General features: G+C 67.2%; 14 protein-coding genes. 8 read left to right on the top strand and 6 right to left on the bottom strand.

Annotation, left to right across the window (positions count from 1 at the left end):
• Nucleotides 1-72: 72 nt before the first annotated feature.
• On the bottom strand, nucleotides 73-849 hold the full coding sequence (locus WS45_RS22760; protein ID WP_059527907.1) for an L-iditol 2-dehydrogenase: 777 nt from the start codon (nucleotides 847-849) through the stop codon (nucleotides 73-75).
• Here WS45_RS22760 and WS45_RS35180 point away from each other — a divergent pair.
• The 7 genes from WS45_RS35180 to WS45_RS22730 all read left to right on the top strand — a co-directional run bounded on the left by WS45_RS35180 (nucleotide 833) and on the right by WS45_RS22730 (nucleotide 5,153).
• Entirely contained in the window at nucleotides 833-1,069 is a 237-nt protein-coding gene (locus WS45_RS35180; protein ID WP_156437251.1) for a hypothetical protein, read from the top strand. The two genes, WS45_RS22760 and WS45_RS35180, sit on opposite strands and share 17 nt — an antisense overlap.
• Nucleotides 1,070-1,177: 108 nt before the next feature.
• Entirely contained in the window at nucleotides 1,178-1,639 is a 462-nt protein-coding gene (locus WS45_RS22755; protein ID WP_059527909.1) for a Fur family transcriptional regulator, read from the top strand.
• Between the two features lie 48 nt (nucleotides 1,640-1,687).
• Nucleotides 1,688-2,602 carry a metal ABC transporter solute-binding protein, Zn/Mn family gene (locus tag WS45_RS22750; protein WP_059690601.1) on the top strand — a complete coding sequence of 305 codons (915 nt, stop codon included), beginning with the start codon at nucleotides 1,688-1,690 and terminating at the stop codon, nucleotides 2,600-2,602.
• Nucleotides 2,603-2,615: 13 nt separating this feature from the next.
• Complete coding sequence (locus WS45_RS22745) at nucleotides 2,616-3,506, top strand: ABC transporter ATP-binding protein (protein ID WP_059701782.1); 891 nt, start codon at nucleotides 2,616-2,618, stop codon at nucleotides 3,504-3,506.
• On the top strand, nucleotides 3,499-4,284 hold the full coding sequence (locus WS45_RS22740) for a metal ABC transporter permease (RefSeq protein WP_059701780.1): 786 nt from the start codon (nucleotides 3,499-3,501) through the stop codon (nucleotides 4,282-4,284). The genes WS45_RS22745 and WS45_RS22740 overlap by 8 nt, the downstream gene beginning before the upstream one ends.
• Nucleotides 4,285-4,419: 135 nt before the next feature.
• A complete protein-coding gene (locus tag WS45_RS22735; protein ID WP_059701778.1) occupies nucleotides 4,420-4,878 on the top strand; it encodes a DUF2778 domain-containing protein in 459 nt (152 codons plus the stop codon).
• The gene (locus WS45_RS22730; RefSeq protein WP_059701776.1) at nucleotides 4,875-5,153 is read left to right on the top strand and encodes a hypothetical protein; all 279 of its coding nucleotides are present in this window, start codon (nucleotides 4,875-4,877) and stop codon (nucleotides 5,151-5,153) included. Before WS45_RS22735 ends, WS45_RS22730 begins: the two co-directional genes overlap by 4 nt.
• Before the next feature lie 28 nt (nucleotides 5,154-5,181).
• Here the strand turns inward: WS45_RS22730 and fghA are convergent, their stop codons facing one another.
• From fghA to WS45_RS22715, 3 genes are read right to left on the bottom strand one after another with little or no spacing between them, the layout of a single operon-like run.
• Complete coding sequence (fghA, locus tag WS45_RS22725) at nucleotides 5,182-6,030, bottom strand: S-formylglutathione hydrolase (RefSeq protein ID WP_059690604.1); 849 nt, start codon at nucleotides 6,028-6,030, stop codon at nucleotides 5,182-5,184.
• Nucleotides 6,031-6,081: 51 nt separating this feature from the next.
• Complete coding sequence (locus WS45_RS22720) at nucleotides 6,082-6,267, bottom strand: hypothetical protein (protein WP_059701775.1); 186 nt, start codon at nucleotides 6,265-6,267, stop codon at nucleotides 6,082-6,084.
• Nucleotides 6,268-6,277: 10 nt separating this feature from the next.
• On the bottom strand, nucleotides 6,278-7,714 hold the full coding sequence (locus WS45_RS22715) for a xylulokinase (RefSeq protein WP_059701773.1): 1,437 nt from the start codon (nucleotides 7,712-7,714) through the stop codon (nucleotides 6,278-6,280).
• Between the two features lie 450 nt (nucleotides 7,715-8,164).
• On the opposite strand from WS45_RS22715, the gene WS45_RS22710 reads away from it, so the two are divergent.
• Nucleotides 8,165-9,541 carry a nucleobase:cation symporter-2 family protein gene (locus WS45_RS22710; RefSeq protein ID WP_059527937.1) on the top strand — a complete coding sequence of 459 codons (1,377 nt, stop codon included), beginning with the start codon at nucleotides 8,165-8,167 and terminating at the stop codon, nucleotides 9,539-9,541.
• Nucleotides 9,542-9,799: 258 nt separating this feature from the next.
• On the opposite strand, the gene WS45_RS22705 is transcribed toward WS45_RS22710, so the two are convergent.
• Together WS45_RS22705 and bpeB are read right to left on the bottom strand one after the other, a co-directional pair.
• Nucleotides 9,800-11,323 carry an efflux transporter outer membrane subunit gene (locus tag WS45_RS22705; protein ID WP_059527941.1) on the bottom strand — a complete coding sequence of 508 codons (1,524 nt, stop codon included), beginning with the start codon at nucleotides 11,321-11,323 and terminating at the stop codon, nucleotides 9,800-9,802.
• Entirely contained in the window at nucleotides 11,323-14,523 is a 3,201-nt protein-coding gene (gene bpeB / locus WS45_RS22700) for an efflux RND transporter permease BpeB (protein WP_059527945.1), read from the bottom strand. Before bpeB ends, WS45_RS22705 begins: the two co-directional genes overlap by 1 nt.
• Between the last annotated feature and the right edge of the window lie 7 nt (nucleotides 14,524-14,530).

Genomic DNA, 14,530 nt, shown 5'->3' with positions numbered 1-14,530 from the left:
CATGCGTGCCCTCGTGCGGCGGCGGCCGCGCGCGGCGCGGACGCCCGGGTTGCGCGTGCGAGCGGCGCCATGTCAGCTCATCCAGTTGCCGCCGTCGACGTTCAGCGTCTGGGCGGTGATGTAGTCGGCGTCGGCCGACGCGAGGAACAGCGCGGCGCCGGTCAGGTCGCCCGGCACGCCCATCCGGCCGAGCGGCACGGCTTCGCCCACGAGCCGCTTCTTCTCGCCGAGCGGCCGGTTCTCGTAGCGCGCGAACAGCGCATCGACCTGCTCCCACATCGGCGTGTCGACCACGCCCGGCGCGATGCCGTTCACGTTGATCCGGTGCGGCGCGAGCGCGAGCGCGGCCGACTGCGTGTAGCTGATCACCGCGGCCTTGGTCGCGCAGTAGTGCGAAACGAGCGCCTCGCCGCGACGCCCCGCCTGCGACGACATGTTGACGATCTTGCCGCCGCGGCCCTGCTCGACCATCCGCTGCGCGACGGCCTGCATCAGGAAGAACAGCCCTTTCACGTTGACCGCGAACAGCCGGTCGAACACGTCCCAGGATTCGTCGAGGATCGGGCGCATGTCGAACAGCGCCGCGTTGTTGAACAGGATGTCGACGCCGCCGAAGCGCTCGACGGCGGTCGCGACGATGCGCTCGATATCGTCGCGGCGCGTGACGTCCGCGGTGACGGCCACCGCGCGGCCGGAGTTCGCCTCGATCAGCCGTGCGAGCGAACCGCCCGCGGGCTTCACGTCGACCAGCACGCAGCGCGCGCCCTCGTCCAGATAGCGTTGCGCGACCGCTTCGCCGATGCCGCTTGCCGCGCCCGTCAGGATCGCGACCTTGTCTTCCAGTCTCACTGGTTGTCTCCGGTTCGTTCTGCTGTGCGAAGGCAGCGAGGTGAGCGAACGCTCGCCGACCGATCAATTGCTCTGTTGTTGGTCGAATGATCGGATACGCGATTCACGCTGTCAAGGCGGCACGGCGGCTTTCGATGATGCGCTGCGGCACGATCGCGCCGCGCGTCGCGTGGAAAACCGCGCGCGGCAAGGCGCGGCGCGCTGGGTGCGGCGCGGCTGAAACGGCGATGAAGGGGACGGAGCCGGTGCGCGGGGCGGAATTCGGGCTGCACGACAAGAAGATACGTTATATCATCGCGATACTTCGTTTCATTGCCTGCTTCACGCCATGGCCACCTCATCGCCCATCGACGCCCGGCTGTCCCGGGCCGACGCATTCGCCGCCGAGCACGGGCTCGCGTGGACGCCGCTGCGCCGCCAGGTCTACGAACGCGTGCTGGCCGCGCAGCGCCCGATCGGCGCGTACGACCTGCTCGCCGAGCTCGAGCCGCAGCGCGGCCGCGTGCCGCCGACGACCGTCTATCGCGCGCTGGATTTCCTCGTCGAGCACGGCTTCATCCACCGGATCGAATCGAAGAACGCGTTCTTCGCGTGCTGCGAGATCGGCGTGCCGCACGAAGGCCAGTTCCTGATCTGCGACTCGTGCGGCGAGACCGTCGAGATTCCGGGCAGCGACCTCGCGAAACAGCTGTCCGCGAGCGCGCCCGCGCACGGGTTCGAAGTCCACCACCAGGTCGTCGAGTTGAACGGCCTGTGCGGGCACTGCAAGGGCAAGCCCGCGCAACGCTGACACCGCACACGCACGGCGCACGCGCCGCCCCTTCCAACGAGGAGTTTCATGTCCATTGCCCTGAAGCGCGCGCCGCGGCGCGCCCTGCCGCTTGCCCGTCTGTTCGCCGCCGCGGCCGCCGCGCTGTCGATCGCCGCACCCGCCTTCGCGCAGGCCGCGACCGTCAACGTGGTCGCCGCCGAGAATTTCTATGGCGACGTCGCATCGCAGATCGGCGGCCGCCACGTCGCGGTGACCAGCATCCTCAGCAATCCCGATCAGGATCCGCACCTGTTCGAAGCGAGCCCGAAAACCGCGCGCGCGCTCCAGCACGCGCAGGTCGTGATCTACAACGGCGCGGACTACGATCCGTGGATGGGCAAGCTGCTCGGCGCGTCGAAGCAGGCGAAGCGCGCGACGATCGTCGTCGCGGATCTCGTCGGCAAGAAGGCCGGCGACAACCCGCACCTGTGGTACGACCCGGCGACCATGCCGGCCGCCGCGCGCGCGATCGCGGCCGAGCTGGGCCGCGCCGATCCGGCGAACAAGGCCGACTACGACGCGAACCTGCAGAAATTCATCGCGTCGCTGAAGCCCGTCGACGACAAGGTCGCCGCGCTGCGCGCGCAATACAAGGGCGTGCCGGTGACGGCCACCGAGCCTGTGTTCGGCTACATGTCCGACGCGATCGGCCTCGACATGCGCAACCAGCGCTTCCAGCTCGCGACGATGAACGACACCGAAGCCAGCGCGCAGGACGTCGCCGCGTTCGAGAACGACCTGCGCAAGAAGCAGGTGCGCGTGCTGATCTACAACAGCCAGGCCGAAGCGCCGATGACCAAGCGCCTGCTGAAGATCGCGCGCGACAGCGGCGTGCCGGGCGTGAGCGTCACCGAGACGCAGCCGGCCGGCAAGACCTTCCAGCAATGGATGGCCGGCCAGCTCGACGCGCTCGCCGCCGCGCTGGCCGCCAGCAAGAAATGACTTACGCAACGCCATGACCGACACTCCCCACGCACTCGCACTCGATCGCGTCACGCTCGAACTGGGCGGACGCACGATCCTTCGCGACGTGAGTTTCTCGATCGAACCCGGCGAATTCGTCGGCGTGCTCGGGCCGAACGGCGCCGGCAAGACGACGCTGATGCGCGCGGTGCTCGGTCTCGTGCCCGTCGCGGGCGGCACGCTGTCGGTCGGCGGCGTGCCGGTCGCGCGCGGCAACGCGTCGATCGGCTACATGCCGCAGATCAGGAGCGGCCTCGCGAATCGCCGGATGCGCGGCTACGACTTCGTCGCGATGGCCGCCGACGGCCACCGCTGGGGGCTGCCACACACGAACGCCGCGACGCGGCGCGACGTCGACCGCGTGCTCGACCTCGTCGGCGGCCCGACGCTCGCGCGCCGGCCGCTGTCGGAGCTGTCGGGCGGCGAGCGGCAGCGCCTGCTGCTGGCGCAGTGCCTGCTCGGCAACCCGAAGCTGCTGCTGCTCGACGAACCGCTGATCAGCCTCGACCCGAACCACCAGCGCGGCGTCGTCGAACTCGTGCGCAAGGTGCAGCGCGAACTCGGCATCACCGTGCTGTTTTCCGCGCATGAATTGAATCCGCTCCTGAACGCGCTCGACCGCGTGCTGTATCTCGGCAACGGCGTCGCGGCGCTCGGCACCGTCGACGAGGTCATCACCAAGCCCGTGCTGTCGCGGCTCTACGGCTCGCCGATCGACGTGATGCGCGTGAACGGCAAGATCTTCGTGATGTCGGGCGACGTCGAAATCGAAAAGCACGATCACGAACACGAGGACGACGACGGCCACTCGCACGGCGGCGGCGGCGGCCACGACCACCACCACCACGGACACGCTCATCCGGGGCATTCGCACGATGTTTGAATACGACTTCATGATCAACGCGTTCGCCGCGTCGGGGATCGTCGCGGTGCTCGCGGGCATCGTCGGCTACTTCCTGGTGCTGCGCGGACAAACCTTCGCCGGCCACGCGCTGTCGCACGTCGGCTTCACCGGCGCGACGGGCGCGGTGCTGCTCGGCATTTCGCCGATCTGGGGGATGGTCGGTTTCACGCTCGCGGCCGGCATCGGCATGGGCGCGCTCGGCGAACGGCTTGCGGGCCGCGACGTCGCGATCGGCGTGATCCTGTCGGGCGCGCTCGGGTTCGGCCTGCTGTTCCTGCACTTCTACACGTCGTTCGCGACGCAGGTCACCGCACTGCTGTTCGGCAACGTGCTCGCGGTCAGCCACGACACGCTCGCGGTGCTGGCCGGCATCGGCGCGGTGAGCCTCGTCGCGCTCGCGCTGATCGCGCGGCCGCTGCTGTTCGCGTCGCTGCAGCCCGAACTGGCCGAAGCGAAGGGCGTGTCGCTGCGCACGGTGTCGATGCTGTTCCTCGCGGTATGCGCGCTCGCGGTGGCCGCGGCGACGCAGATCGTCGGCGTGCTGCTCGTGTTCACGCTGCTGGTCGGGCCGGCCGCGGCCGCGCAGAACGTGTCGACGCGGCTGTCGACCGGCGTGCTGCTCGCCGCGCTGTTCGCGCTGTTCGAAGCGTGGGCCGGGATCACGCTCGCGTATCACACCGACTGGCCGACGAGCTTCTGGATCACCGCACTGTCCGCGCTCGTGTATGGCGCGAGCCTGTTGCGGCGACGCACATGACGTTCAGCCGGTTCTCGGCATGCCTCGCAACCGTGCCTGTCGGCGCACCCAATATTTTCGGACCAATCCGATCGCGCGCGCCACATCGACCATGGCAGGATGTTCAGCCCCCACTCCGGCTGAGCCATACCTGCCATGCTCGAATGCACATTCGATCTGAACGATCAGGACATGAGTCGTCTGCAATGCGGCGCCATGTCCTTTCCAGCCTTTTCGGGCAGCGCGCGTCACCGCAATCGCCGCTCGTCGTCGTGCCTCGTCGGTGAAGGCGCCATTCCGCCAGGCCGCTCCTACATCGTCGATCGGCCAACCGGCGGCATGCTGGGCCCGCTGCGAGAACTCTTCAGCGACAAGAGAGACTGGTTTGCGCTCTACGCCGCCGACGACAACATCGACGATTACGTACTTTGCGACGACGTCAGACGCGGAAGTTTTCGCCTTCACCCAAAAGGCGTGCGGGGAATCAGCAGGGGATGCGTGACCATCGAATCGACGATCGATTACGCGCGACTGAAGGACTTGCTGACCGCGCAGAAGCCCATTCCGATCCCGGGCTCCTCCGTGCGGGCATACGGCACGATTACCGTCAAATGAAGCGAATCGTGTACCGAGCCGCAGTCACCGCGTGGGTACTCGTGGCATCCGTGTCGCTTGCGAGGCTATGCCTCACTCACGCGTCGTTCGCACTACCGATACCCGATCGCGCGTGGGTTTGGCTCTTCACGCATGTTCCCGGTTTCTGGGACGGCGAGGCGGGCGATGATCTCGTCATCGTCGTGCATTTGCTGATAGCGCTTGCGATGGTGATACCGGCGACATGGCTCGCCTTGCGCCTGCTGCGAAAGTCGAAGCGCCACGCCACTCGCTGATGCGGGATAGCGTGGCCGGTTCGCCGCACTAACGTGACAACACCCGCGCATGATGCGCGACGTGATCGGCGATGAACGTCGAGATGAAGTAGTAACCGTGGTCGTAGCCCGCATGGCGACGCAGCGTCAGCGGCTGGCCGGCCTTCGCGCACGCGGCTTCGAAGACGTCGGGGTTCAGCTGGTTCGCGAGGAACTGGTCGGCGAGGCCCTGGTCGACGAGGATGCCGTCCGCGAACTTCGGCGCATCGGCGCGCGCGACGAGTTCGCTCGCGTCGTGCTGCTTCCACGCTTCGCGATCATCGCCGAGGTACCCCGAGAACGCCTTTTCGCCCCACGGGCAACGCGTCGGCGCGGCAATCGGCGCAAACGCCGACACCGACCGGTACAGGTCGGGGTGACGCAGCGCGAGCGTCAGCGCGCCGTGCCCGCCCATCGAGTGGCCGAAGATCCCGAGCCGCGCGCCGTCGATCGGCAGCTCGGCCGCGACGAGCTCGCGCAGCTCGCCCGTCACGTACGACTCCATCCGGTAATGCGTCGACCACGGCGCTTGCGTCGCGTCGACATAGAAGCCCGCGCCGACGCCGAAATCCCACGCATCGGCCTCGCCCGGCACGCCCGCGCCGCGCGGGCTCGTATCGGGCATCACGAGCGCGAGGCCGTGCTGCGCCGCGTACTGCTGCGCGCCGCCCTTGATCGCAAACGTCTCCTCGGTGCACGTGAGCCCCGCGAGATAGAACAGCGCCGGCACGCGACCGTGCGCCGCTTGCGGCGGCAGGTACACCGAGAACTTCATCGGCAGGCCGATCGCCTTCGAATCGTGGCGATAGAAGCGTTGCTCGCCACCGTGGCAAGCATGCGAAGAAACGAGTTCGAGCATGGGGTTCCCTTCCGTTCAATACAGCACGATCGGGCGAATCGATTCGCCCTTCTACATCGGGTTGGCGGCGCCGTGGAGCGTCTCGAGCGGCAGCACGTGCGTGATCAGGTCGAGCCGCGCCGTGTGACAGCGCGATACCGTGGCGTGCCCGTCATGATCCCCGATCCCGCCGCCCGTCGCGTGCTGGAAATAGCCGCTGCCTTGCCGCGACGCGTCACCGCTGTCCCGACAGGACACGTGCCCGAGTTTAAACGCCGGTCGTGAACCACGCATCCGTTCGCGCATACAGATCGACGAAACGCGCATGGCGTGCGGCCAGCGCGCGATCGTCGTGCGGGGCGGCGACCGGCGACGCGGTCGGCGCCAGCGTACGCAGCGCGTCGTCGCGCCAGTGTCCGATCGCGACGCCCGCGAGCAGCGCGGCACCGCGCGTCGCGGCATTCGGGCAATCGACCGCGTCGAGCGACGCGCCGAGCGCATCCGCGAGCAACTGGCGCCAGCGCGGATCGACCGAGCCGCCACCGGCGAGGCGCAACGTCGTCACCGGATCGGCCCGATTCGCATCGCGGATCGCATCGAGCCCCGCGCGCAACGCGAACGCGACGCCCTCGAACGCGGCGCGCATCATCGCGCCGCGCGTGTCGCCGAGGCCGAGACCGAGCCAGCCGCCGCGCGCGTCGGGATTCATCCACGGCGAACGCTCGCCCGTCAGGTACGGCAGGAAGCAGAGCCGCGCCGACGCCGGCTGCGCGAACGCGTCGTCGTACGCATCCGGCCAGCCCGGATAGCCGAGCCAGCCGCGCACGGCTTCGAGCGCGAGCCCGACGTTCTGCATCGCGGCCATCGTGTAATAGCCGCCGCCGGCCGCCGTGCGATAACGGTGCAGCCCGCGCCGTGCGGGCGGCAACGCATCCGCGAGCACGACGATCTGGCCGCCGCTGCCGGTGGTCAGCAGCGCGTCGCCGGCCGCGACGAGCCCGCTGCCGAGCGCCGCGCACGCGGTATCGGCCGCCCCCGTCGCGAGCGGCACGCCGGCCGGCAGCCCGAGTGCCGCCGCCGCCTTCGCATCGAGCACGCCGCAGCGCGCACCCGACGCCCGCACCGGTGCGAACCGGTCGACGGGCAAGCCGAGCGTGTCGATCAGCGCCGTATCCCACGCGCCGTCCGGCGTCGCGAGCGCGGTCGCGCATGCGTCGCTCGGATCGGCCGCGACCTCGCCGCCCAGCGCGACGCGCAGCCAGTCCTTCGGCTGCACGGCCCAGCGTGCGTCCCGCAACGCCTGCGGTTCGTGTGCGGCCACCCAGCGCAACAGGGGGCCCGCCATGCCGGGCGCGACGGGATTCGACGCGCCCGGCCAGTCGGCCGCGTCCGCTTCGCGCGCCGCGCGCGTATCGGGCCACAACAGCGCGGGCCGCACCGGCTGCCCGGCCGCATCGATCAGCACGACGCCGTGCATCTGGCCGGAGAAGCCGATCGCCGCGACCTGCGCGCGCTCGTCGGCCGGCAGTCGCGCAGCGGCGCGCACGAGGGCCTGCCACCACACGTCGGGGGTGATTTCAGCCCAGCCGGGCTGCGGCGACGACAACGCATAGGGTTCGCTCGCAACCGCGCGCTCGACGCCATCGGCATCGAGCGTGACGAGTTTGACGGAGCCGGTACCGAGGTCGATTCCGAGCAGGCGCATGACGGGTTGGCGTATTCGAATAAACGGATATCGATGATAGCGGGATCGCGACATGCGGCCCGATTTGCGCGGCGATTTTGACGCGCTGGCGACGCGATAAAACGAAGCCGCGCACGACCGGTTTCACCCGGCTGCACATGGCGTGCCAAAACGGCCGCCAGCGGGTTAACCCGGCGCGATTTTCCGCCGGTCGTTTTTTCCACTATGCCGCGGTCGCGATACACACCATAAAGCCGCCGATATTTGACATGGGGGCCTGCACTATTTTGAAGGGCTATAAAACCGGGGAACCTCACTCCAGCGGCGTTTCCCGATGATCGACACCCTGTTTCATGCCGAAATGGCATATCGAACCAGCAAAGAACGGAATAGAACCCAGCGCTCTTGTTGCGATGTTCCATTCCGCATAACTTCGTATCACCCCGAAAACAAGATCATGGAGTGAGACAGATGCAATCGAACACGGTCCATCCGTGCGATGAGGTGCTGCCGACCGGCAAGCTTGTAACGCTTGGTCTCCAGCACGTCCTCGTCATGTACGCCGGCGCCGTCGCCGTGCCGCTTATCGTCGGCGGCGCGCTGAAGCTGCCGAAAGACCAGATCGCGTTCCTGATCAGCGCCGATCTGTTTTCGTGCGGCATCGCCACGCTGATCCAGACGCTCGGCCTGTGGATCTTCGGGATCCGCCTGCCCGTCATCATGGGCTGCACGTTCGCGGCCGTCGGCCCGATGATCGCGATCGGCACCAACCCCGGCCTCGGCATTCTCGACATCTTCGGCTCGACCATCGCGGCCGGCATCATCGGCATCGTGCTCGCGCCGATGATCGGCAAGCTGTTGCGGTTCTTCCCGCCGGTCGTCGTCGGCACCGTGATCGCGGTGATCGGGCTGTCGCTGATGGAAGTCGGGATCAACTGGGCGGCGGGCGGCGTCGGCAATCCGGAATACGGCAGCCCCGTCTACCTCGGCCTGTCGCTGCTCGTACTCACGCTGATCCTGCTGATCAACAAGTTCGGCCGCGGCTTCCTCGCGAACATCTCGGTGCTGCTCGGCATCGTCGCCGGCTTCGTGATCGCGTTCGCGATCGGCCGCGTGAATACCGACGGCGTCGCGCACGCACCGTGGGTCGGCTTCGTGATGCCGTTCCACTTCGGCCTGCCGCACTTCGACCCGCTGTCGATCGCGACGATGGTCACGGTGATGTTCGTCACGTTCATCGAATCGACCGGCATGTTCCTCGCGGTCGGCGACATGGTCGATCGTCCGGTCAACCAGGAGCGCCTCGTGCGCGGCCTGCGCGTCGACGGCCTCGGCACGCTGATCGGCGGCATCTTCAACTCGTTTCCGCATACGTCGTTCTCGCAGAACGTCGGCCTGATCGGCGTGACGGGCGTGAAGAGCCGGTACGTCTGCGCGACGGGCGGCGTGATCCTGGTGCTGCTCGGCCTGTTCCCGAAGATGGCGCAGGTCGTCGCCTCGGTGCCGCCGTTCGTGCTCGGCGGCGCGGGCATCGTGATGTTCGGGATGGTGGCCGCGAACGGCATCAAGGTGCTGTCGAAGGTCGACTTCGTGAACAACTCGCACAACCTGTTCATCGTCGCCGTGAGCGTCGGGATGGGCCTCGTGCCGGTCGTGTCACCGCACTTCTTCTCGAAGCTGCCGCCCGCGCTCGCACCGATCCTGCACAGCGGCATCCTGCTTGCGTCCGCCTCCGCCGTGATCCTGAACATCGTGTTCAACGGCGTGAAGGGCGAGAAGGATGCACGTTGCGAAATCCGCCGCGCAGGGCACGACTTCGACGGACGCCCGGCCGACGCGCATCACTGATCGATCCGCCCCGGATGCGCCGGAGCATGGCGCGATACGGGAGAGGAAAAACGCCACGGCTTGCCGTGGCGTTTTGCTTTGTGGCGAGTGATTGGGCGACGATAGTGGTGGTGCCGGCGATGACGACCCACGGTCGCGGCTTACCCAAACCGGTCGCAAAAAAAAACGCCACGGACTTTCGTCCGTGGCGTCGTCGCATCCCGGAGACCGAGACTTCAGCGAACCGGAGCGGTCGCCCGCCCCTGCCCGCCTTCGTGCTTACCCGTTCGTCGCCGCTGCCGACGCAGGCGCCGGTGCGGCCGCCTTGTCGTAGTCGACCGTTTCGTCCGGTGCACGCGGCGTCTCGCCGGCGCGCTGGATCCAGCCGCCGCCCAATGCGCGGTACAGCGTGACCAGGTTCGTCCAGCGTGCCAGACGTGCGCTGATCAGCGACTGCTGCGCCGAGTACAGGTCGGTCTGCGCGGTCAGCACCGACAGATAGCTGTCGACACCGTTCTTGTAGCGCAGGTCCGACAGGTCGAAGCGTCGCTGCTGCGCGTGCTCGTTGCGCTCGAGCGCGGCGATCTGCTGATCGTACGTGCCGCGTGCAGCCAGCCCGTCCGACACTTCGCGGAACGCCGACTGGATCGCCTTCTCGTAGTTGGCGATCTCGATGCGCTTCTGCACGTTCGCGAGGTTCAGGTTCGCGATGTTCTGGCCGCCTTCGAAGATCGGCATCGTGATCTGCGGCGCGAACGACCACGCCGCCGTGCCGGCCTTGAACAGCCCGCCGAGCGTCGGGCTGCCGGTGCCGAACGCGCCTGTCAGCGAGATGCGCGGGAAGAACGCCGCGCGTGCCGCGCCGATGTTCGCGTTCGCGGCCAGCAGCGTCTGCTCGGCCTGCATCACGTCCGGACGACGCGTCAGCAGGTCGGACGGCAGACCGGCCGGCACGTCCGTCAGCAAGTTCTGCGCGTCGAGCGGCATGCCGGGCGGCAGGTCGTCCGGCAGCGGCTCGCCGATCAACAGCACCAGCCCGTTCAGCGCCTGCGCGCGTGCACGCGCCTGCGCCTGCTGGTTCGCGAGCGCCGTCTCGACGACCGTCTGCGCCTGACGCAGCTCGAGCTCGGAGCCCGTGCCGTTGTCGAACTGCAGCTTCGTCAGGTCGTACGACGCCTGTGCCGTCTTCAGCGTGTTTTCCGTGACCTGCAGCAGGTCGTCGGTGGACAGCAGCGTCAGATACTGGTCCGCGACCTGCGACACGAGCGAGATCTCGGTCGCCTGCCGCGCATACGACGTCGACAGGTACTGCGCGAGCGCCTGGTCCTTCAGGCTCTGCACGCGACCGAACAGGTCGAGTTCCCACGACGCGGAAACGCCGACGTTGTAGGCGCGCGAGATATACGGCGCCCCGGTCTGCGACAGGCCCTGCGGCACGCGCTGGATGCTGCCCGTGCCCGTGCCGTCGAGCGTCGGGAACAGGCCCGCGCGCGTGATCTGGTACTGCGCGCGCGCCGCCTCGATGTTCAGCACCGACACGCGCAGGTCGCGGTTGTTCTTCAGCGCGATCTCGATGAGCCGCTGCAGGCGCGGATCGACGAAGAATTCGCGCCAGCCGATGGCGGTCGCCGCCTGGCCGTTCGCGCTGCGCGCGCCGGCAGCGCCCGGCTGCGTCGCATAGACGCCGCCGGCCGGGTACGCCTGCGCGACGGGTGCGTCGGGCCGCGTGTAATGCGGCGCCATCGTGCAGCCCGTGGCAAAGAGCGCGACCGCGATTGCAGTCAAAGCGTGTTTTTGCATCATCACTGTCCCTTGTTGCCTTCGTCGCCGTTGCCCGGCTTCTCTTCGTGGTGCGAGTGCTCCTGAGCCAGACGCAGCGCCTGGTCGACGTCTTCCTTCTCGCCGCTGAAGATCGCGCGGATCTTCACGAAGAACATCGGGATCATGAAGATCGCGAGGAACGTCGCCGTGATCATCCCGCCGATCACGCCCGTGCCGATCGCGTGCTGGCTCGCCGAACCCGCGCCGTTGCTGATCGCGAGCGGCATCACGCCGAGAATGAACGCGAGCGACGTCATCAGGATCGGACGCAGCCGCAGGCGCGCTGCTTCCAGCGCGGCCTCGATCGGCCCCATCTTCTCCGTCATCTGCAGTTCGCGCGCGAACTCCACGATCAGAATCGCGTTCTTCGCGGACAAGCCCACGGTGGTCAGCAGGCCGACCTGGAAGAACACGTCGTTCTCGAGGCCGCGCATCGTCGCCGCGAGCAGTGCACCGATCACGCCGAGCGGCACCACCATGATCACCGAGAACGGGATCGACCAGCTTTCATACAGCGCCGCGAGACACAGGAACACGACGAGGATCGAGATCGCATACAGGATCGGCGCCTGCGAACCCGACTGGATTTCCTGGAACGACAGGCCGGTCCACGAATAGCCGATACCGACCGGCAGCTTCTTCGCGAGCCCTTCCATCGCGGTCATCGCCTGGCCGGTCGACTTGCCCGGCGCGGCCTGACCCTGGATTTCCATCGCCGAGACGCCGTTGTAGCGCTCGAGCTTCGGCGAACCGTACGTCCAGTGGCCGGTTGCGAACGCGCTGAACGGCACCATCCCGCCCGACCCGTTGCGCACGTACCAGATGTTCATGTCCTCCGGCGTCATCCGGAACGGCGCGTCGGCCTGCACGTACACCTTCTTGATCCGGCCGTCGGTGTCGAGGAAGTTGTTCACGTACTTCGACGCCCACGCGATCGAGAACGTCTGGTCGATCGCCTCCGCCGTCACGCCGAGCGCATTCGCCTTCTCGCGGTCGATGTCGACCTTGTACTGCGGCGTGTCGTTCAGGCCGTTCGGGCGCACGCCCTGCAGCGTCGGATCCTTCGAGGCCATCCCGAGCAGCTGGTTACGCGCGGCCATCAGCGCGTCGTGGCCGAGACCGGCGTTGTCCGTCAGCTCGAAGTCGAAGCCCGCGGCCGTACCGAGTTCGGGAATCGACGGCGGGTTGAACGGGATCACGATCGCGTCCTTGTAGCCGGCGTAGCGACCGAACATCCGGCCGATCAGCGCCTGGACCTTCTGGTTCGCGTGCTGACGCTGCGAGTAGTCCTTCAGCTTCACGAACACGAGACCGGAGTTCTGGCCGCGGCCCGCGAAGCTGAAGCCGTTGACCGTGAACGCCGATTCGACGATTTCCTTCTCGTCCTTCAGCAGGTAGTCGGAAATGTTCGCGAGCGTCTTCGCGGTCGTTTCCTGCGTCGAGCCCGACGGCGTCTGCACGATCACGAACATCAGGCCCTGGTCTTCATCCGGCAGGAACGACTTCGGCAGGCGCACGAACAGCAGGCCGACCGCGACGATCACGACCAGGTAGATGATGAGCCAGCGGCCCGAACGCTTGATCACGTGGTGCACGCCGACGTGGTATTTGTCGCGGCTGTTGTTGAACGTGCGGTTGAACCAGCCGAAGAAGCCCTTCTTCTCTTCGTGATGCCCTTGCGGGATCGGCTTGAGGATCGTCGCGCACAGCGCGGGCGTCAGAATCAACGCGACCAGCACCGACAGCACCATCGCCGACACGATCGTCAGCGAGAACTGACGATAGATCGCACCGACCGAACCGCCGGAGAACGCGACCGGCACGAACACCGCCGACAGCACCAGCGCCACGCCGACGAGTGCGCCGGTGATCTGACCCATCGCCTTGCGGGTCGCCTCCTTCGGTGACAGGCCCTCTTCCGCCATCACGCGCTCGACGTTCTCGACCACCACGATCGCATCGTCGACCAGCAGGCCGATCGCGAGCACGAGGCCGAACATCGACAGCGTGTTGATCGAGAAGCCCACCAGCGACATGATCGCGAACGTGCCGAGCAGCACCACCGGCACCGCGATCGTCGGGATGATCGTCGCCCGCAGGTTCTGCAGGAACAGATACATCACGAGGAACACGAGCACGATACCTTCGAGCAGCGTCTTGACCACTTCCTCGATCGACAGCTTCACGAACGGGGTCGTGTCGTACGGATACTTCACGACGAGGCCGTGCGGGAAGAACGGTGCGAGCTCGTCGATCTTCGCGCGCACGGCTTTCGCGGTCGCGAGCGCGTTCGCGTTGGTCGCGAGCTGGATACCGAGTGCCGCGGTCGGCTGACCGTTGTACTTCGTGTCGAAGTTGTAGTTTTCGCCGCCGAGGCCGATCTGCGCGACGTCCTTCAGGCGAACCTGCGAGCCGTCCTGGTTGACCTTCAGCAGGATGTTGCCGAACTGCTCGGGCGTCTGCAGCAGCGTCGATTCGGTGATCGTCGCCTGGAGCACGGTGCCCGGCTTGGCCGGCGTGCCGCCGATCTGGCCGCCCGCGATCTGCACGTTCTGCGCGGTGATCGCCGAGCTCACGTCGACCGGCGTGAGGCCGTAGTTCGTCAGGCGGGTCGGGTCGAGCCAGATCCGCATCGCGTACTGCGAGCCGAACAGCGTGACGGTGCCGACGCCGTTCAGCCGGCTGATCGGATCCTTCACGTGCGACGCCACGAAGTTCGCGAGGTCGTACTTGTTCATGCTGCCGTCTTCGGAGTTGAAGGCGAGCACCAGCAGGAAGCTGCTGCTCGACTTCGTCACCGACAGGCCGAGCTGCTGCACGACTTGCGGCAGAACCGGCGTCGCGAGCGACAGCTTGTTCTGCACCTGGACCTGCGCGATGTCGGCGTTGGTGCCCGGCGCGAACGTCAGCGTAATCGTCGCGTTGCCCGAGTCGTCACTGGTCGACGACATGTACAGGAAGTTGTCGAGACCGCTCATCTGCTGCTCGATCACCTGCGTCACCGTGTCTTCCACCGTCTTCGCGGAAGCGCCCGGGTAGTTCGCGGTGATCTGGATCGATGGCGGCGCGATCGTCGGATACTGCGCGATCGGCAGCGTGAAGATCGCCGCGACCCCGGCCAGCATCAGGATGATGGCGATCACCCACGCGAAGATCGGGCGATCGATAAAAAACTTTGCCATGAAACAG

It is taken from the genome of Burkholderia sp. RF2-non_BP3 (assembly GCF_001522185.1).
In the GTDB taxonomy this organism is placed as follows: Bacteria; Pseudomonadota; Gammaproteobacteria; order Burkholderiales; family Burkholderiaceae; genus Burkholderia; species Burkholderia diffusa.
The sequence above is the reverse complement of the archived record's forward strand: the minus strand, read 5'-3'. Positions and strand labels throughout refer to the sequence as shown.